At 56.7% G+C, this 18,258-nt stretch carries 21 protein-coding genes; 7 read left to right on the forward strand and 14 right to left on the reverse strand.

What is annotated here, in order from left to right; translation table 11 throughout:
- Positions 1-69 precede the first annotated feature (69 nt).
- From HCU74_RS09115 to map, 14 genes are all read right to left on the reverse strand, one after another.
- A complete protein-coding gene (locus HCU74_RS09115; protein ID WP_168450132.1) occupies positions 70-501 on the reverse strand; it encodes a VOC family protein in 432 nt (143 codons plus the stop codon).
- 22 nt (positions 502-523) lie between these two features.
- Positions 524-1,084: a YaeQ family protein gene (locus HCU74_RS09120; protein WP_168450133.1), complete on the reverse strand. Its 561-nt coding sequence runs from the start codon at positions 1,082-1,084 to the stop codon at positions 524-526.
- A 17-nt stretch (positions 1,085-1,101) separates the two neighbouring features.
- Entirely contained in the window at positions 1,102-1,533 is a 432-nt protein-coding gene (locus HCU74_RS09125) for a YqaA family protein (protein ID WP_168450134.1), read from the reverse strand.
- Complete coding sequence (locus HCU74_RS09130) at positions 1,530-2,210, reverse strand: gamma-glutamyl-gamma-aminobutyrate hydrolase family protein (RefSeq protein ID WP_210425219.1); 681 nt, start codon at positions 2,208-2,210, stop codon at positions 1,530-1,532. Before HCU74_RS09130 ends, HCU74_RS09125 begins: the two co-directional genes overlap by 4 nt.
- Before the next feature lie 55 nt (positions 2,211-2,265).
- Positions 2,266-3,285 carry an amidoligase family protein gene (locus tag HCU74_RS09135; protein ID WP_168450135.1) on the reverse strand — a complete coding sequence of 340 codons (1,020 nt, stop codon included), beginning with the start codon at positions 3,283-3,285 and terminating at the stop codon, positions 2,266-2,268.
- Positions 3,269-4,354 (reverse strand): AI-2E family transporter, encoded by a 1,086-nt coding sequence (locus HCU74_RS09140; RefSeq protein ID WP_168450136.1) that lies wholly within the window; start codon positions 4,352-4,354, stop codon positions 3,269-3,271. The genes HCU74_RS09135 and HCU74_RS09140 overlap by 17 nt, the downstream gene beginning before the upstream one ends.
- On the reverse strand, positions 4,354-4,800 hold the full coding sequence (locus tag HCU74_RS09145) for an MgtC/SapB family protein (RefSeq protein ID WP_168450137.1): 447 nt from the start codon (positions 4,798-4,800) through the stop codon (positions 4,354-4,356). The genes HCU74_RS09140 and HCU74_RS09145 overlap by 1 nt, the downstream gene beginning before the upstream one ends.
- Positions 4,801-4,863: 63 nt before the next feature.
- Entirely contained in the window at positions 4,864-5,046 is a 183-nt protein-coding gene (locus HCU74_RS09150; protein ID WP_168450138.1) for a PLDc N-terminal domain-containing protein, read from the reverse strand.
- Positions 5,047-5,166: 120 nt separating this feature from the next.
- On the reverse strand, positions 5,167-6,204 hold the full coding sequence (gene dapD / locus HCU74_RS09155; protein ID WP_168450139.1) for a 2,3,4,5-tetrahydropyridine-2,6-dicarboxylate N-succinyltransferase: 1,038 nt from the start codon (positions 6,202-6,204) through the stop codon (positions 5,167-5,169).
- 42 nt (positions 6,205-6,246) lie between these two features.
- Positions 6,247-6,606 (reverse strand): ArsC family reductase, encoded by a 360-nt coding sequence (locus HCU74_RS09160; protein ID WP_168450140.1) that lies wholly within the window; start codon positions 6,604-6,606, stop codon positions 6,247-6,249.
- An 82-nt stretch (positions 6,607-6,688) separates the two neighbouring features.
- Positions 6,689-7,384, reverse strand: a complete 696-nt coding sequence (nth, locus tag HCU74_RS09165) for an endonuclease III (protein ID WP_428480340.1) — start codon at positions 7,382-7,384, stop codon at positions 6,689-6,691.
- Positions 7,381-8,580 (reverse strand): succinyldiaminopimelate transaminase, encoded by a 1,200-nt coding sequence (gene dapC / locus HCU74_RS09170; protein ID WP_168450141.1) that lies wholly within the window; start codon positions 8,578-8,580, stop codon positions 7,381-7,383. The genes nth and dapC overlap by 4 nt, the downstream gene beginning before the upstream one ends.
- Positions 8,577-11,246 (reverse strand): [protein-PII] uridylyltransferase, encoded by a 2,670-nt coding sequence (gene glnD, locus HCU74_RS09175; RefSeq protein WP_168450142.1) that lies wholly within the window; start codon positions 11,244-11,246, stop codon positions 8,577-8,579. The genes dapC and glnD overlap by 4 nt, the downstream gene beginning before the upstream one ends.
- A 2-nt stretch (positions 11,247-11,248) precedes the next feature.
- Positions 11,249-12,040 (reverse strand): type I methionyl aminopeptidase, encoded by a 792-nt coding sequence (gene map, locus HCU74_RS09180; RefSeq protein WP_168450143.1) that lies wholly within the window; start codon positions 12,038-12,040, stop codon positions 11,249-11,251.
- Between the two features lie 287 nt (positions 12,041-12,327).
- Between map and rpsB the strand changes: the two genes are divergently transcribed.
- The 7 genes from rpsB (at position 12,328) to ispC (ending at position 18,258) form a co-directional block, all read left to right on the forward strand.
- Positions 12,328-13,074 (forward strand): 30S ribosomal protein S2, encoded by a 747-nt coding sequence (gene rpsB / locus HCU74_RS09185; RefSeq protein ID WP_168450144.1) that lies wholly within the window; start codon positions 12,328-12,330, stop codon positions 13,072-13,074.
- 110 nt (positions 13,075-13,184) lie between these two features.
- The gene (tsf, locus tag HCU74_RS09190) at positions 13,185-14,048 is read left to right on the forward strand and encodes a translation elongation factor Ts (RefSeq protein ID WP_168450145.1); all 864 of its coding nucleotides are present in this window, start codon (positions 13,185-13,187) and stop codon (positions 14,046-14,048) included.
- Positions 14,049-14,132: 84 nt separating this feature from the next.
- Entirely contained in the window at positions 14,133-14,873 is a 741-nt protein-coding gene (gene pyrH, locus HCU74_RS09195) for a UMP kinase (protein ID WP_168450146.1), read from the forward strand.
- 21 nt (positions 14,874-14,894) lie between these two features.
- Positions 14,895-15,452, forward strand: coding sequence for a ribosome recycling factor (gene frr / locus HCU74_RS09200; protein WP_168450147.1), 558 nt, complete (start codon positions 14,895-14,897; stop codon positions 15,450-15,452).
- A 20-nt stretch (positions 15,453-15,472) separates the two neighbouring features.
- Positions 15,473-16,231: a polyprenyl diphosphate synthase gene (gene uppS / locus HCU74_RS09205; protein ID WP_168450148.1), complete on the forward strand. Its 759-nt coding sequence runs from the start codon at positions 15,473-15,475 to the stop codon at positions 16,229-16,231.
- Positions 16,232-16,251: 20 nt separating this feature from the next.
- A complete protein-coding gene (locus HCU74_RS09210) occupies positions 16,252-17,085 on the forward strand; it encodes a phosphatidate cytidylyltransferase (RefSeq protein WP_168450149.1) in 834 nt (277 codons plus the stop codon).
- Between the two features lie 3 nt (positions 17,086-17,088).
- Positions 17,089-18,258, forward strand: coding sequence for a 1-deoxy-D-xylulose-5-phosphate reductoisomerase (gene ispC, locus HCU74_RS09215; protein ID WP_168450150.1), 1,170 nt, complete (start codon positions 17,089-17,091; stop codon positions 18,256-18,258).

An 18,258-nucleotide genomic window follows, 5' to 3' on the forward strand; every position in this document is an offset into this window, starting at 1 on the left:
AGGGCGTTTTTGTATGAATTTGTCATGAAATTTTTAATTTCGTGACACGATAACGTCAATAATGTGTTGTTAAAGCCGGACATCCAGTCGGGTGCCGGGTTCGGCTGGCCCCTTGAGTTCAATGATATTGCCTTCAGGGTCGGTGATGTACAGGGACAATCCAAAACCCTCGGCACCGTAGCGGCGTTCTACAGAGCTGTGCTCGATGCCGTGCTCCGAACAATAGGCGAGCAGGGCGTCGCCCTCGAATCCGGCCACTTGCAGGCAAAAGTGATCGACGTTATGGCGCTGGTGGTCCGGTGGATCGCCGCCGGCGCGTCCCAGCGGGCTGTCGACCGGCACAATATCAATCAAGCTGGTGCCCGCCCGCAGCTGATATAAACCGGCGTCGGCTTCGCAGCGCTCCAGGCTGAGGTTGAGGTGCTGCTGGTAGAATTCCAGCATGGCGTCGAGTTTGCGGGTACGTAATACGATATGGTCGAGGCCGCGAATATGAATCATTGCTCAGCTCCTCCTGAACGCGCTACCGAGGTGGTGGAGTGATATCGCCGCACCATACCGTCGGTGTGATTTCAATATTGGCATCTGGGCTGGAGACCCAAATGCTGCTGTCTTCAAGGGTGAATTGCAGACGCATCCCCCGTTGAGCCATTGCCGCGAGGGCCTGGGACGCGGTGGGGTCAATATCGACCACGCTCAGTCGGGGATCGCGGCTCAGCTCCGACGATTTCTCCTGCCACCACTGCTGACTCGAGCGACCGCCGTAGCTGAAAACCACGATGCGGCGGCTGAGAGAGCGGGCACGGCGCAGACGCTTGTCACTGGGTTGACCCAGCTCCAGCCACAGTTCGATGTCGCCGTTTAAACCGTGTTGCCAAAGGTCTGGTTCGTCGTCGTTGCTCAGGCCGCGGGTGAAACTCAGTCCCTCATCCGCAAACATGGCAAAGGCCAGCAGGCGCAGCATCATCCTTTCGTCGGTTTCAGAGGGATGCCGGGCCAGAGTGAGTTTATGGGACTGATAGTAGTGACGGCGCAGGTCACTGATGTCGATTTCGGCTTTGAATATACTTGCGGTGAGTGCCATTACCGGGCCCTTTAAAATTATAGTGCATTATACCCGAGTATGAGCATGGCGTAGCGTACGCCCTTTCCGAGTGCGACGAGCACGAAAAAGGTCAGTAGAGGAATGCGCATAATGCCGCCGACCACCGTCAGTGCATCGCCACCGAGGGGTAGCCAAGACATCAACAGCGTCCACTTCCCATAGCGACCGAACCAGCCCTGCGCCCGCTCCAGATCCTTGGGCCGGGCGGGAAACCAGCGCCGGTCGGCATAGTGACTTAATTTCAGCCCAATTAGCCAGTTGACTCCGGCACCGAGGGTGTTCCCTGCACTGGCAAAGGCCCATAACCACAGCGGTGGCAGCCCCGCCTGTAATTGGCTCACCAGCAGAATTTCGGAGTAAAACGGCAGCAGTGTCGCCGCGCCGAAAGAGGCGAAAAACAGCAGTATGTAGTCGCCGAGTGGTGTCATGCGCTCGCCACCTTGACCAGCCGTCGGAACAGCGCGCCCTGTTGTGAAAGTTGTGGCAGGTATTCAGGGTGCCACTGTACACCCAGTCGAAAGGGGTGCTCGGGATTTTCTACCGCCTGTACGATACCATCGAGGTCGCGTCCGCTGATCGTCATGCCGTCGCCCAAACGATCGATTGCCTGGTGGTGCAGGCTGTTGATATGGCATTCATCGGTGCCGAGAATCTCCTGTAGCTGGCTGGCGGGCTCTACTTTAAGGACTTTACGTGGCAAGAGTACACGTTTATTGCTGGTTAATTTGCGCAGGCTGCTCAGTTCGGGGTGCAGCGAACCGCCTAGCACTACATTCAATAATTGTGCCCCTCGACAAATACCGAGCACCGGCAAGTTTCGCGGCAGCAATTTTTCCAGGGCCATCACTTCAAAGCGGTCTCTCGCTGGGTTGACGGGCGCTTTTTCGTCGTTAACCGGCAGGTAAAGGCTTTGGTCTATGTCGTCGCCACCACTGATTACAATGCCGTCGAGGTGGGTGGGGATGACCCCGCGCCCCGGGGTAAGGCGAATGGCATTGGCGCCTGCGCGACGCAAGGCCCAGCGAATAAACCACCAGGCCGTCGCGATGTGACCGTCTTCACCGGTAACCCCTATGGTTGGCCGCGAGTCCGACATTGTGGGCATGGCTGAATGTTGCCTCCTGTATTTGCGAGAGCGAATTAGATTCCTGTTTGGATTGTTACAGTAGCTCGGAGATCAGCCAGCGACTGACGCCCTCAGACCAGTCCTTGAAAAAGGCCGCGGCCGGACTGTCGAGATGCTTGCGGTAGGCCCGGCAAATCAACTCGAGCCGTCTTGGATCGTTGGCGAGGCCATCCACCTGTAACCAGTCCCGCCAGGGAATAATCAGCCCCCATTGGCTGTTGTCGATAAGACTGTTGGGCAGGCGATAGTGCAGGGTAGGCCGAGCTTTCACTCTGGGATCGTCGATGACTTCGCGTAGGCGGTCATTGTCGATATGGGCAAACAGTGGCAGCAAGTCCAGAGCGCGGTTGCGGGTCGGGTTGTAGTGGAGGTAGTCGTCCATCAGGGTGGCCATGTCCGGCTGATATTCAGCCTGTAATACATGGCGAACATAGTCCCGCTTGAAGGGGTCGATATAGGTGGTAAAGCGCCGGCTGATATCCAGTTTGCTGCGCCATTTCAGCCAATCGTAAAGACAGAGAAAGGCGCGCAAATAATTGAGCACGGTTTGCGCGCTGCAGTCCGGCATCTCCGGATTCAGCTGCAAACCAAAGGCGTTTTTCGCCGAGGCTTCGGTGCCCTTTGCGCCTTCCATGCGTAAACGAAGGAACATGTCTTCCAGTTGCCACAGCTCGGACATGGCGATAGGCGGGCAAACAATTTCAAAGGGCACCAGTTGTTTGGCCACCAGTCCGACGACAGATTCGGTAATATCGTCAAAGTCGTTACTGCCCTCGGCTTGCCGTCGCTCCCGGCCGAGTCGTTTGACATAGGCAGAGTCCAATTCGACGACAAAATCGCCGTGCCGGGTATCAGCGACCTTCAGTTCGTAGTCAGACAGCTGGTGCACTTCCCCGCCAAAACAATCCTTGACGATCTGTGCGATAGGCTCGATGTCGAGCCCGGTGAACTCTATCTCGACCCCCAGTCGTCGTTCGGTATTGGCGCTGGTTTTGAGTACCTGAGGCAGGGGCCACAGGTGTTTGCGATAGCCATCATCAAGATCGGGTTGCATAGTTGGGTTCTCCTAATATACGGGCAAGAGGGGTCAGGCGTTCGGTATGGCGACACAGCACTTGAAACAGGGTTAACAATGGCACGGCCAACAGCACTCCGGCGGCGCCCCACAGCCATCCCCAAAAGAAAATCCATAGAAAAACAATAATGGGGTTCAGGCTGAAGCGAAATCCGTGAACAAAGGGGTCGACGATCTGGCCGACAAGGGCGGTAAACAGCGCGTAGCCCATTGGCGCCGCTACAACCAGCGCCATAGTCTGATACGTTGTGGCACTGACAATGGTCAACAGCATGACCGTGATGCTGACGCCGAGATAGGGGATGTAGCGCAAAATGCCGGCGAGGGCACCCCACAGTGCGGGGTCGGGGAAGTCCAGTAGATATAGTGCCAGCGCAGTCACCAGACCGACCCCCGAGTTGACCATGGTGATGGTCATCAAATAGCGGGACATTTGCTGTTGAGCCTGCCGGGCGAGTTCTTTCACGGTGTTTTTATCTCGGGAGGTCGGCAGTCCGTCGATAAAACGCCTGAGCAATTCTTCTCCCGAGCTCAATAAAAAAAACAGTAAAATGACGCTCAAGGTACCGTAGCCACCGATATTGGTCGCGAGATTCCACATATCGTCGCGCCAGCCCGCGTCGGTAATAATCACCCGCTCGACACCGGGATTGGCCGGCGCACTGAGTTCTTTGGCCAGGGAATCGAGGCCGCGGGTGGCGGCGTCGACATTACTGCTCTCGGTATCGACGCTCCCAAGGTGGCTGCGAAGGTGGTCGACGGCCTCCGGTGTTTTGCTAAGCCACTCGGCCGCCGGGGAGGCCAGTGCATAGAAGCCTGCGGCCAATAGGGTTACCGCGCCGCTGAGAATCAGCATAGCTGCCATGCTGCGGGGGAGGTGCCAACGTTGCAGGCGAGCCACGGCGGGAGCCAGTAATAAACTGAAAATAAACGCCAGGGTGATGGGGAGCATCACATCCTTGGCGACTTTGAGGGTGTACAGTACCGCCAGTATCGCCAGCACTTTCAACGCCCAATCATCGTAATATTTACGGGTTTGTGGCGGCATTATTTTGCGACTCCGCGGGAGGCCCATTTTTTAACCGGCACCAGGGCGCGCAGCGTGATAAAGGTAATGAGCGAAACAACGATGGCGATTTCGTAACGCTGCCATGCCACTGCCGCACCGATGGTGCCCGTGGCCCAGATCGCTGCTGCGGTGGCCGTGCCGCTGACGGAATCGTTCTGCTTGATAATGGCGCCGCCACCGATAAAGCCTATGCCGCTCATTAATCCGTACAGCATCCGTGCATGGGCTTCATCGGTGCCCAGGACGTCGCGGCCTATCAGCAAAAATGCGCAGCAGCCAATTGCTACCAGTGGGAAGGTGCGCAGGCCTGCGCCCTGGGATTCGGTTTCGCGATTAAAACCGATCGGCAGAGCGAGGGCATAGGCAATGGCAAGCTGACTGAGGTGGTGTGCAATCAGCGGCCAGTTTAGATCTAGCACGGGCATAGTTAATGGGCTCGGTAGCTGATGGAGGTGTCGGGCGCCGCGAAGGGTTTCGTCGACGAGGGGTCAGCGACCCCGCGGCCCCATTACAAACCAGATAATCAGACCGATCACCGGCAAGAAGAGAATCAGAAGAATCCACAGGAGTTTGGTACCTGTAGAGGTAGGACTTTGCACGACGTTCAGTACTGCCCAGATGTCGGCGATTAATATGAGTAGGCCAAGCAGGCTGCTAACGGGTAATTCCATTTTCGCTCCCTCTTGTCGGACATATCGTTCATCGATACTGCCTAACATAGAGTGCGATTTAGCGGAGGAGTTCCACCGAGGGCGGCATTGGCCCGGGCGCAATGCCCGGGCCGAAGGGGATTAATTGTGCGCGTGAAGCATGTCGTTTAAGGCGATAGCGGACTTGTTCGTCAGTACCTCAATAGCGCCATTTGTTGAATTGCGGCGGAAGAGCAGGTCTGATTGACCAGCGAGGTCGCGGGCTTTTGCGGTGCCGGCCTGCTCGCCCTTGTCGTCGATCATGCTGACAACGGAACCGGCGGTAATATACAAACCGGCCTCGATAGTGCAACGGTCGCCCAGAGGAATGCCTACACCGGCGTTGGCGCCGATCAGACACTCCTTGCCGACAGAGATAATGATGTTATTGCCGCCGGAAAGGGTGCCCATGGTGGAACAGCCGCCGCCGAGGTCGGAGCCGGCGCCAATCATCACACCTGCTGAAATTCGGCCTTCGATCATGCCTGGGCCTTCAGTGCCCGCGTTAAAGTTGACAAAACCCTCGTGCATGATGGTTGTCCCTTCGCCGAGGTAGGCTCCCAGACGTACTCGAGCGGTGTGGGCGATACGTACGCCTGCCGGCACAACGTAGTTGGTCATTTTGGGGAATTTATCCACCGACATGACTTCCAGTAGCTGGCCTTCCATACGGGCCTTCAGTTGGCGCTGGGGAAGCTCGCGCAGGTCAATCGCACCCTGATTGGTCCAGGCGACATTGGGCAGCACACCGAACAGACCGTTAAGGTCGAGGCTATGGGGTTTGGCCAGGCGGTGGGACAGCAAATGCAGCTTCAGGTAGCCCTCGGGCACTGATTGTGGCGCGCTGTCTTCGGCAAGGATCGTAATCACCAGGGGCTGTGTGCTGGTGGTCAGTTGCGCGGCGATTTCCGCCTGGGCATTATTGCCAGCCGCTTTCAGTGCCTCGGCCACCCGTCCCATGGTTTCGCTGTTTACGGTAATTGCCGCGTTGCCACCGCTGTATTCAATAATCGGTGCCACAGCTGCCGCCAGCTTGGCATCGGCTTTCATCAGTGGTTGGGGGTAAAACACATCCAGCCATTCACCCTTGTTGTTGTGGGTGCCAAGGCCAATGCCGAAACTGAAAATAGTGTCACTCATGCTTGAATCTCTCTCGCGGGCTTTAAGTGTTATTGCTGATCCTTAAAGCGTGTGGTGGGAAAATAAACGGTCGTAGTCCTCGGCTTTGAAACCAAGGTGCAAGGCCTTGCCGGTGTCCAGCAATGGCCGCTTCATCAGGGTGGGGTGTTCCAGCAACAGTTGTACGGCACTGTTGTTGTCCAGGCTCGCACGTTGCTCGTCGCTCAGCTGTTTCCAGGTGGTGCTGCGCTTGTTCACCAGTTGGGCGACTCCCAGGGTGTCCAGCCAGCTACTGAGCTGCTCGGCGGTCAAGGCCTCGTCGCGGACGTCTTGAAAACGGTGCTCAATACCGTTGTTGTCCAACCAGCGGCGTGCGGAACGAACGGTATCGCAGTTTTTTATACCGTAGAGGGTGATGCTCATAGTCAGGTGCCTGCCTGCGAAAAGCTCGGCATGATAGCAAAAAACCTCGCCGGGATCACCGCAGCACCACCGTTGCCTTTGCTCAGGCTTTTTTTGTCTTCTTTGCGGCGCGACGATTGGGGTAACAGTGGCGGCAGATTTCGCACACGGTGCCGTCGCAGCCCCGTGCGCTGCAATACTCCCGCCCGTAGTAAATAATCTGCAAATGCAGCGCATTCCAGCTGTCCCGAGGAAAGAGCCGTTTCAGGTCTTTTTCCGTCTGAGTCACATTCTTGCCATTGGTGAGCCCCCAGCGCTGGGCGAGACGGTGGATATGGGTGTCTACCGGGAAGGCGGGTACACCGAAGGCCTGGGACATCACCACGCTGGCGGTTTTGTGGCCGACACCGGGTAGCTCCTCCAGTGCGTCCATGTCCTGGGGCACCACGCCGTTGTACCGCTCTACCAGAATCTCCGACAGCCGCTGAATGGCTTTGGATTTCTGTGGTGACAGGCCACAGGGGCGAATAATCGCGCGGATGTCATCGACACTTTGCCGGGCCATGTCGAAGGGGTTGTCGGCCAGGGCAAACAGTGCGGGTGTTACCTGGTTGACCCGCTCGTCGGTACACTGGGCTGAGAGCAGTACCGCCACCAGAAGGGTGTAAGGATCCTTGTGATCCAGTGGTATCGGTTGCTCCGGATACAATTCCTGCAAGCGGTTAAGGATATAGGCTACGCGCTCTTTTTTTGGCAATGGCTTGAGCGCGGGGCTGGCGGCAGTGGCAGATAGGGTCATGGTGTGAGTGAGGCTAGTGACGTGACATAGTTTTTGATACGACGAGCGGCTTCCAGACAATTGTCCAGTTCTGCTACCAATGCCATGCGCACGTAGCCATAGCCGGGGTTTTCACCGTCAACCTCACGGGAGAGGTAGGAACCGGGCAGCACGGTGACGTTGAACTGCTTAAACAGACCGCGGGCGAAGTCTTCGTCGGCGATGGGAGTTTTAGCCCATAAATAGAATGAGGCGTCAGGTTGGGAGACGTCGAGACAACCGTCGAGCTCGGCCAGCACCTGAGCGAATTTGAGACGGTACAGGTCGCGATTCGCCCGAACGTGGGTTTCATCGGCCCAGGCTGCCGCACTGGCCAGTTGGGTTTGTACCGGCATGGCACAGCCATGGTAGGTGCGATAGAGCAGGAAGTCGGCCAGTATTTCGGCGTCGCCGGCGACAAAACCCGAGCGCAACCCCGGCAGATTGGAGCGTTTGGACAGGCTGTGAAATACCACGCAGCGGCGGTAGTCGTCGCGGCCAAGTTCTGCGCAGGCCTGCAGCAGGCCTGGAGGTGGTGCCTCTTCGTCGAAGTACAATTCGGAATAGCATTCATCACTGGCAATGACAAAGTCATACTTATCCGCCAGAGCGATCAGCTTTTTCAACGTCTCCAGATCACACACTGCGCCACTGGGGTTGCCCGGTGTGCACAGATACAGGAGTTGGCAGCGCTGCCACAGTTCTGCGGGCACGGCGTCGTAGTCGGGAATAAATCCATTGTCGGCGCGACAGGGCAAAAAGCAGGGCTGGGCACCGGCGAGGAGGGCAGCGCCCTCGTAGATTTGATAAAAGGGATTTGGGCTAAATACCAGGGCATCGTCGCTCGGAGATACCACCGCCTGGGCGAAGGCGAACAGTGCCTCTCGGGTGCCGTTGACCGGCAGGACTTGATGCTCCGGGTCCAGGTTGTTGAGTGAAAAGCGGGTCGTCGCCCAGTTAGCGATGCTGGTGCGCAGGGCGGGAAGCCCCTTGGTGGTGGGGTAACTGCTCAGACCGCCAATTTCTGCGCAGAGCCGCTCCGCGACAAAGCTCGGGGCGGCGTGCCTGGGTTCGCCAATGGACAGCGGAATGTGGGGCAGAGAACTGTCGCTGCTGCCGAGCAGGGCACGCAACTTTTCAAAGGGGTAGGCTTGCAGGGCCTGAAGGCGTGGGTTCATATCGCTTGGTGACTCGCTTGTTCATCCAGTTCACGGCAGATCGCCTGTTGTATTTCCTCGCACAGAACCGCGTCTTTGATCGGTTGGTTTTCCTCGTCGGTGACAAAGAAAACGTCTTCGACCCGTTCGCCGAGGGTGGCGATTTTGGCGTTCTGTAACCGAATGCCGTATTTGTTGAAGATCAGCGCCAGGCGGGCAAGCAGGCCGGGGCGATCCGGTGTAATCACCTCCAGCACGGTGTGGCCCTTGTTCAAATCCGTGGCCATGCTGGTGCGCGTTGGCGTGGAGAACAAGCGCATTTGCCGGGGCATACGCCGTTGCACATCCTCGGGAGAGCCCTCGGCCAGCTTGAGCTGTTCCTTGAGGAATTTGATGATGTGGTCGATACGTGCCTGATCGTCGCCGATAGGTGTGTTGTCGCAGCCGAGTACGTAGAAAGTGTCCAGGGTATAGCCTGTGCCGGCGTTGTAAATTCGGGCGTCTTGTATACTCAGGTCCAGCTGCTCCAGTGCACCGGCCAGCAGGGCGAACAAACCCTTGCGTGCGCGAGTGTGCACGAAGATCTGGGTGGCGCCCTCATGGTCCAGCAGGCCACCCTCTTTAACCAGAACAATAGGTTCGTCGGCGGAGGTGCGCTGGGCAATGGCGCGGGCGTGCCAGACGATGTCGTCAATTTGCTCGCGGATAAAGTAATCTTCGCCGGTTTCGCCCCACAACTCGCGAATTTCAGCTTCGGTAAAGCCATAGTCCTCCAGCTTTTCAATCGCGCCCAGCTGGGTTTCGGCGATCCACTCCTGCTTGTCGATGGGGTTTTCCAGTCCGCGGCGCAGGGCGCGGCGGGTTTCCGCATAGAGCTGGCGCATCAGCGACGCCCGCCAGGAGGTCCACAGGTTGGGGTTGGTGGCGTTGATGTCGGCAATGGTCAGGCAGAACAGGTAGTCGAGGTGCTGCTGGTCACCCATGGTCAGCGCGAAATCGCGAATTACATCGGGGTCTTGTATATCCTTGCGCTGGGACACCGACGACATTTCCAGGTGTTTTTCAACCAGCCAGGCGACCAGGTTGCTGTCGCGTTTGTTCAGCCCCAGATACTGACAAAATTCCAGTGCATCAACAGCGCCCAGGCTGGAGTGGTCGCCCCCGCGGCCTTTGGCAATGTCGTGGAACAGTCCCGCCAGAAACAGCAATTCAGGCTTGGGCAGGCGCTGCATAATTCGGCAGGCCATCGGGAAGTGTTTCACCATATCCGGGTAGCGGAAGCGGCTCAGGTTTTTGATCAATTCCAGGGTATGGGCGTCAACCGAGTAGATGTGAAACAGGTCGTGTTGCATCTGGCCGACGATTTTGCCGAAAGCCGGAATAAACTTGGCCAGCACGCCAAAGCGCTTCATGCGCCGCAGGTTAAGTGCCACTCGGCTGGGCGCGCGCAGCAGGTCGAGAAAATAGCGCTTGTTGCGAGGGTCGGCGCGGAATTTGGCGTCGATTAAATGACGGGACTTCCGAATAAGGCGAATGGTACTGGCGCGAACCCCGTCGATTCCGTCGTGATGGGCCATCAGCACGAAAATTTCCAGTAGGGCTGACGGGGTCTTTTCAAAGACCTTGTCGTTGCAAACTTCAATATGCCCATTGCGAATACGGAAGCGCGGATTCAGCTCGAGTACGGTTTCGGCCTCGCAGGCGCGCAGAATTGTCTCGTCAAAATGCTGCATCAATACATCGTTCAGCTCGCCGAGTTGTTGCGCCCAGCGATAGTACTGTTGCATAAAGCGCTCTACCGCCAGTTTGCCGTCGTCGTCTTCATAGCCGAACTGCCGGGCCAGAGTGCGCTGGTGGTCGAACAACAGGCGATCTTCTTCCCGTCCGGCGATCAAGTGCAGGGCGAAGCGCAGTCTCCATAGAAAGTTTTGCCCGTCTTTCAGGGTATCCAGCTCCTCCTGGCTGAGGAACAGCCTTTCCTTTAGTTCGTCGATGGACTGGGCGCCGAAATGCCTTTTGACCACCCAGCCGATCATCTGGATATCGCGCAGGCCACCTGGTGAACTCTTGATGTTCGGCTCAAGGTTGTATTCGGTGTTGGCAAATTTTCGATGACGGTGGATTTGTTCGTCCCACTTGGCGCGGAAAAATTCCGCGCTCGGCCAGATCTGGTCTGGCCCGACGAGTCCCATCAGCTCGGCGTGCAGATCGCTGTTACCGACCAGTACCCGCGACTCCATCAGGTTGGTGGCAATGGTGATATCTTCGGCAGCCGCAGCGACGCACTCGCTGATCGAGCGCACACTGTGGCCTATGTCCAGACTGATGTCCCAGAGCAGGGTAATCAGCGATTCGATATTGGCGGCGTAGTCGTGGTCCTGGTCACGGCTCAGAATTAACAGGTCAATATCGGAGTAGGGGTGAAGTTCCCCGCGACCATAGCCGCCGACGGCGACAAGGGTAATGTCGTCGTTCCAGCTATAGTTCGACCAGATGCTTCGCATCAGGGTATCGAGGCGATCGGAGCGCAGACTGACGAGGTTTTGTATCGGCTCGTCGGCGTAAAAGCGCTCGTTGAGCTCTTCGCGAAGCTCGCTCAGATAGCTTTTGTAGGTTTTAATCAGGTTGCTGGAGTCGGCGACGGCGCTCTGCAGGCCCTCGCGACTCAATATGGCGCGGCTGTTCATACTTAGCCCTTGTAATACGGCTCATCGGGACGTGCGGTAAGGACTTCTACGCCGGTTGCGGTGACCGCCAGCGTGTGCTCCCACTGTGCGGACAGGCGGCGGTCTCGAGTGGTTACCGTCCAGCCATCTTTGGTGTTCAGCTTGGTTTGTTTTTTGCCTGCATTGACCATCGGCTCGATGGTAAAGGTCATACCTTCAGCAAGAACCAGGTCATTGGCGCGGTTGTAGCCCTCGCCGTAATGCAGCACCTGGGGATCTTCGTGAAAGCCGCGGCCAATACCGTGGCCGCAGTATTCCTCTACCACACTGTAGTGGTTGCCACGGGCGTGTTTGGCGATCACTGTGCCAATATCGCTGAGGCGGCAACCGGGTTTGACCAGGTCGATAGCTTTATAGAGGCATTCCTGGGTGACAACGCACAGACGCTTGGCATGTTCCGGCACATTGCCCACGTAAAACATGCGGTTGGTATCTCCGTGCCAGCCGTCTTTAATCACCGTAACGTCGATATTGAGCAGGTCGCCGTCCTTTAGCACCTTCTTGTCAGAGGGAATGCCGTGGCAGATAACCTCATTCACCGAGGTGCAGATAGATTTGGGAAAACCGTTGTAATTCAGTGGTGCGGGAATGGCGTCCTGCACATTGACAATATAGTCGTGGCAAATCTGGTCCAGCTCGGCGGTGGTGACGCCGGGTTTGACGTATTCGGCGATCATTTCCAGCACGTCGGCGGCCAATCTGCCGGCGACACGCATCGCCGCGATTTCTTCGGGGGTTTTGATGCTAACAGTCATAGTGCGAAGGTCTGCCCTGGGGGTCGGTAAATCAGCAAAGGGTCTGCATTGTAGACCATCGTCGCAGTATAGGCGAAGACTGCGTAGAAAACGCGTATCAGGCTTTATGTCATGTAGGGCTTGTGGTATAAATACGCGCCCCGAAAGTGCCGGCCCTGTCGCCGGTTCTCTCTGGGCACTAACGACGCGTACTCACCGACACGTAATCCCGGGTGCTGCAGCAAAGCTGTGGTTGGGTTGCGGGGTGTGTACAAGTTCATAACCCGATGAAAATCAAGGAAATTATTATGTCTCATGTAAGCATGCGTGAAATGCTGCAAGCCGGTGTTCATTTCGGTCACCAAACCCGTTACTGGAACCCCAAAATGGCACCGTATATCTTCGGTGCGCGTAACAAGATTCATATCATCAACCTCGAGCACACTGTTCCTGCAATGAACAGCGCCCTCGACGCCGTTGCCAAACTGGCCGCCAACAAGAACAAGGTTCTGTTTGTCGGTACCAAACGCGCTGCCGGTAAAATCATTGCCGAACAGGCAAATCGCGCGGGCATGCCCTTCGTGAGCCACCGCTGGTTGGGCGGAATGCTGACCAACTACAAAACCATTCGTCAGTCAGTACGTCGTCTGCGTGAGCTGGAAACCCAGGCTCAGGACGGTACTTTTGACAAGCTGACCAAGAAAGAGGCGCTGATGCGTCGCCGCGACATGGAAAAGCTCGAGCGTTCCATTGGTGGTATCAAGGAAATGTCTGGCCTGCCTGACGCGCTGTTCGTGATTGACGTTGACCACGAGCGTATCGCCATCCAGGAAGCCAACAAGCTGGGTATCCCGGTTATCGGTATCGTCGATACTAACAGCAACCCCGATGGTGTGGACCACATCATCCCCGGTAACGACGATGCGATCCGTGCGATCAAGCTCTATGTTACTGCGGTAGCTGACGTGATTATCAATGCCAGTGCCAATGCTGCGGTAGCTGCCGACGAGTTCGTCGAAGTCGCTCCCCAGGAAGGCGAGGCCGCTGCGGAATAATTTCCCGGCCCAACTGGTAGTAAAGGGGGCGAGGCCCCCTTTTTTTGGATATTTACTGCGCAGGCCGAGACATCTGGCCGAAGATGAGCCCAATACAAGAGGATTTTACGATGGCTGTATCAGCTTCAATGGTTAAAGAACTCCGCGACCGCACCGGTCTCGGTATGATGGAGTGTAAAAAAGCACTCAACGAAGCGAATGGCGATATCGAACTGGCAATTGAAGAGCTGCGTAAGTCAAGCGGCATGAAAGCGGCCAAAAAAGCCGGTCGTACCGCAGCAGACGGTGTGGTTGCGACTAAAGTTGCTGAAGATGGCAGCTACGGCATTCTGGTTGAAGTGAACAGCGAGACTGACTTCGTTGCCCGCGACGAAGGCTTCCTGGCCTTTGTTCAATTGGTTGCTGACAAGGCCTTTGCCGACAAGCAAACTGACGTGGCGGCGCTGATGTCCGGTGATCTGGAAACGGCCCGCGAAGCACTGGTGCAAAAAATCGGTGAAAATATTTCAGTGCGTCGCATTGAGGTTCTTGCGGCAGAGAGCGGTGTGGTAGACAGCTATGTGCACTCCAACAACCGCATTGCGGTATTGGTTGCGCTGAAGGGTGGCGACGCTGAACTGGCTCGCGATGTTGCCATGCACGTTGCTGCGGTTAACCCCCGCGTTGCCCGTGGCGAAGACATGCCAGCGGAAGTGATCGAGAAAGAGCGCGAGATCTTTACTGCCCAGGCAGCTGAAAGCGGCAAGCCAGCTGAGATCATTGAAAAAATGATCGAAGGTCGGATTCGCAAGTTCCTGTCTGAGAACGCGCTGGTTGATCAGGCCTTTGTTAAAGACCCTGAGCTGACTGTGGGCAAGCTGCTGAAAAATGGCGGAGCCGATATTCAGACATTTATCCGCTACGAAGTGGGTGAGGGTATCGAAAAAGAAGAGGTCGATTTTGCGGCCGAAGTGGCTGCACAGCTGAAGGGCTGAGTCACGCTGAGCGGGGCCTGCGGGCCCCGTTTTTCATTGGGTCATTCGCAGGCCTTGGCACAGTGGGATTTGATGGGGTGAAACATGTCCAGCCAGAGTCGGGACAAAAAGTACAAGCGTATTCTACTTAAGTTGAGCGGTGAGGCCCTGATGGGGCAGCTCGGTTTCGGTATCGACCCAAAGGTACTGGATCGCATGGCCCTGGAAGTGGGGCAACTGGTCGGTATCGGCGTACAGGTTGGTTTGGTTATTGGCGGCGGCAATTTGTTCCGCGGCGCGGCCTTGCAGACAGCGGGCCTGGACCGCGTGACCGGCGACCATATGGGTATGCTGGCGACGTTAATGAATGCGCTGGCCATGCGCGATGCGCTTGAACGCAGCAATATTAAATCCTCGGTGATGTCGGCGATTCCCATGAGTGGCGTTGTCGATCACTACGACCGGCGCAAGGCGATTCGCCTGCTGGGACGTGGCGAAGTGGTGATCTTCGCTGCCGGCACCGGTAATCCCTTTTTTACGACGGACTCGGCAGCGTGTTTGCGCGGCATAGAGGTTGACGCCGATCTGGTATTAAAAGCTACCAAAGTCGATGGCGTTTATAATGCCGACCCGATGCGTGATGCCGACGCGAAAAAATACGATCGACTCAGTTATGATGAGGTCCTGGACAAAAAGCTGGAAGTCATGGATCTGACAGCGATTTGCCTGTGTCGCGACCACAATATGCCGCTGCGGGTATTCGCGATGGAGCAGCAGGGCGCGTTGCTCAGCATCGTTGTGGGCGGTAATGAAGGAACCCTGGTTTCAGCAACACCGAGCTGCTGAGCCCTGTAAGGAGAAACATACATGATTGATGAATTAAAACAGGACGCCAAAGAGCGTATGGCCAAGGCGATTGAAGCGCTGGGGCACAACTTCAACAAAATTCGCACCGGTCGGGCGCACCCCAGTTTGCTGGAAGGCATACGCGTTTCCTATTACGGTTCCGAAACGCCGTTGAGCCAGGTCGCCAATATCGGTGTGGAAGATGCGCGTACCCTGACTGTGACGCCCTGGGAAAAGAACATAGTGCCGGATGTTGAAAAGGCGATCATGAAGTCTGATCTGGGTTTGAACCCCAGCACCGCAGGCAGCGTTATCCGCATTCCCATGCCGATGCTTACTGAAGAAACCCGTAAAGGCTACATCAAGCAAGCCCGCCAGGAAGCGGAAAGTGCGCGGGTGTCGATCCGCAGTGCTCGCCGTGAAGTGCTGGCAGATATCAAAGAGCTGCTGAAGGAAAAGGAGATCAGTGAAGACGAGGAGCGTCGTGCACAGGATGACGTGCAAAAAATCACCGATCACTATGTTGCCGAAGTGGACAAAGCCTTGGCGGTCAAAGAAAGCGATTTGATGGAAATCTGATCGGCAAAGAAGCGGTTGTCATGGCAGTTGAAAACGGGTCGCAGACCCAGGAACCCTCCGCGGTGCCCCGGCATGTTGCCATTATTATGGATGGCAACAGCCGCTGGGCGAAGAAGCACGGACTGAACACCGCAGGTGGGCACCGAGCGGGCGTCGAAGTGATTCGAGGTCTGCTGGAATACACTCGGGAACGCGGCATTGAGATCGTCACTTTGTTCGCGTTTTCCAGCGAGAACTGGCAGCGCCCGAGTCTAGAGGTTCAGGCGTTGATGAAGCTGTTCTCAACCTATCTCGATAAAGAAACCAAACAATTGAACGAGGACGGTGTGCGGCTGCGGTTTATCGGCCGCCGGGATCGTTTTTCCAGTAGTTTGCGCAAGCAAATGGACTACAGCGAACAGGCCACCCGGTTCAATCGCAAAAGTCAGCTGGTGCTGGCAGTCGATTACGGTGGGCAGTGGGATATCGCCAATGCCACTCGGCAACTGGCGGAAAAGGTGGCGCGGGGCGAAATGCGCAGCGACGAGATCGACGAAGCGGCGCTGGATAGCTTTATGTCGCTGGCAGATGTGCCCAAGCCGGATTTGTGTATTCGCACCGCCAACGAACAGCGCATCAGTAATTTTTTGCTGTGGCAGTTGGCCTACAGCGAGTTGTACTTTTGCGACTGCCTGTGGCCTGATTTTAATGAGGCGGAAATGGCGAAAGCCCTCGACGCTTACGCTCGTCGCGACCGGCGCTATGGCAGCCGGGATAATGATAATCACAGCGATAAGTGAATTCCGGAGAATAGCTTTTTATGCTTAAACAGCGAGTAATTACCGCCGTGGTTATTGTAGCAGCGCTGCTGGCCGCGCTGATGTATTTAACTGGACCGCAGCTATCCCTGGTATTTGCCGTACTGGTCTCGGTCGCCGCCTGGGAGTGGTCAGACTTGAGTGGCGTAAGCAGTGCCATTGGTCGCGCTGTCTTTGTCGGTGTCTGTGTTGGCCTGATGGGGTTGGTGGCCTGGCAGGGTGCAATCTACGCCGATACCAATGTCGCGCTGGTTCGTGAGTTACTGACAGCGGCCTGCGTGTGGTGGGCCATTGCCTTGTTGTGGGTGAAGTCCTATCCCGCCAGTGCTGCCCTTTGGGGTACGGTAGCAATGCGGGTGCTTATGGGCTTTTTGGTCCTGGTGCCGGCTTGGCTGGCGGTGACCTATTTGCGGCTTCTTGCTGACGGGGTTTACCTGATATTAATGCTTATTGCGCTGGTTGCGGCAGCTGACATCGGTGCCTATTTCTTTGGCCGGGCCTTTGGTAAAAGCAAGCTGGCGCCGGCGGTGAGTCCAGGCAAATCGTGGGCGGGCTTCTGGGGAGGGATGCTCTGTAGCACCAGCCTGATGGCGGCGTTGTGGTATTTGTGGCCCGGCGGCATGTCGGTGGCACTGCTGCCGATGATGGTGCTGGCGGCGATTACGGTGTTGGCCTCGGTGCTTGGGGACTTGCTTGAAAGCATGGTTAAGCGTCATCGCGGTATCAAGGACAGCGGCAATCTGTTGCCCGGACACGGTGGCTTTATGGATCGTCTGGATAGCCTCACGGCAGCCTCGCCAGTGTTTACCCTTGGTATGATGTCGGTGGGCTGGTAGTAAATGGAAAAGGTTACCGTACTCGGCTCAACGGGCTCCATAGGTGTTAGTACTCTGGATGTATTGAACCGGCACCCCGAACGCTTCGAAATCTACGCTCTCGCGGCGAATCGCAGTGTTGATATTATCTTTGACCAGATTCTGGCCTGTTCGCCTCGCTACGCCGTGTTGCGTGATGAGCAGCAGGCCGAAGTGCTGGCGGAGCGCCTGCGTGAAACCGACTCATCGACCCAGGTGCTTGCCGGAGAAGCGGAACTCTGTCGGGTAGCGGCAGAAGCGGACACGGTAATGGCCGCGATTGTTGGCGCAGCCGGGCTGCTGCCCACCATGGCGGCGGTAGAGGCGGGGGCCAAGGTACTGCTGGCCAATAAAGAGTCGCTGGTCATGGCTGGCGCCCTGTTTATGTCTGCGGTTGAACGTTCCGGAGCGCAGTTACTGCCTATCGACAGCGAGCACAACGCGATATTTCAATGCTTGCCCGAAAACCACCGTCAGGGTCTGGCGGCCCAGGGGGTTAAGCGAATTCTGCTAACCGGCTCCGGTGGGCCGTTCAGGCAAACCCCACTGTCGGAACTGGTGGGGGTTACCCCGGATCAGGCCTGTGCCCATCCGAATTGGTCAATGGGACGCAAAATCTCCGTTGACTCGGCGACAATGATGAACAAGGGGCTGGAGTTGATCGAAGCCTGCTGGTTGTTCCACTGTCAGCCTGAGCAGATCGAGGTTGTGGTGCACCCCCAGAGTGTGATCCACTCGATGGTTGAATATGTCGACGGGTCAGTATTGGCGCAAATGGGCCAGCCGGACATGCGTACTCCGATCGCTCACGCCCTCTCCTGGCCATCACGGATGGTCTCGGGGGTTGCGAGCCTCGATTTGATACTGCAAGCCAGACTGGACTTTGAAGCGCCTGATGTCGAACGTTTTCCCTGTCTGCGCCTGGCCCGGGAAGCGGCGGAGGCCGGGGGGATAGCCAGTGCAACCCTCAACGCCGCCAACGAAATCGCGGTGGAGGCCTTTTTGGGCGGAAAGCTGTCTTTCACAGATATTCCTGTAGTGCTTGAGCAGGTTATGGCGAGGCTGGATAATAGGGAACCCCTTGCGCTGGCAGATGTCCAAGACGCCGATGCACGTGCGCGCGTGGCAGCCTCTGCCTTACTAGCCAAACTCTAA

This window comes from Spongiibacter thalassae (assembly GCF_012272835.1).
GTDB lineage: Bacteria > Pseudomonadota > Gammaproteobacteria > Pseudomonadales > Spongiibacteraceae > Spongiibacter > Spongiibacter thalassae.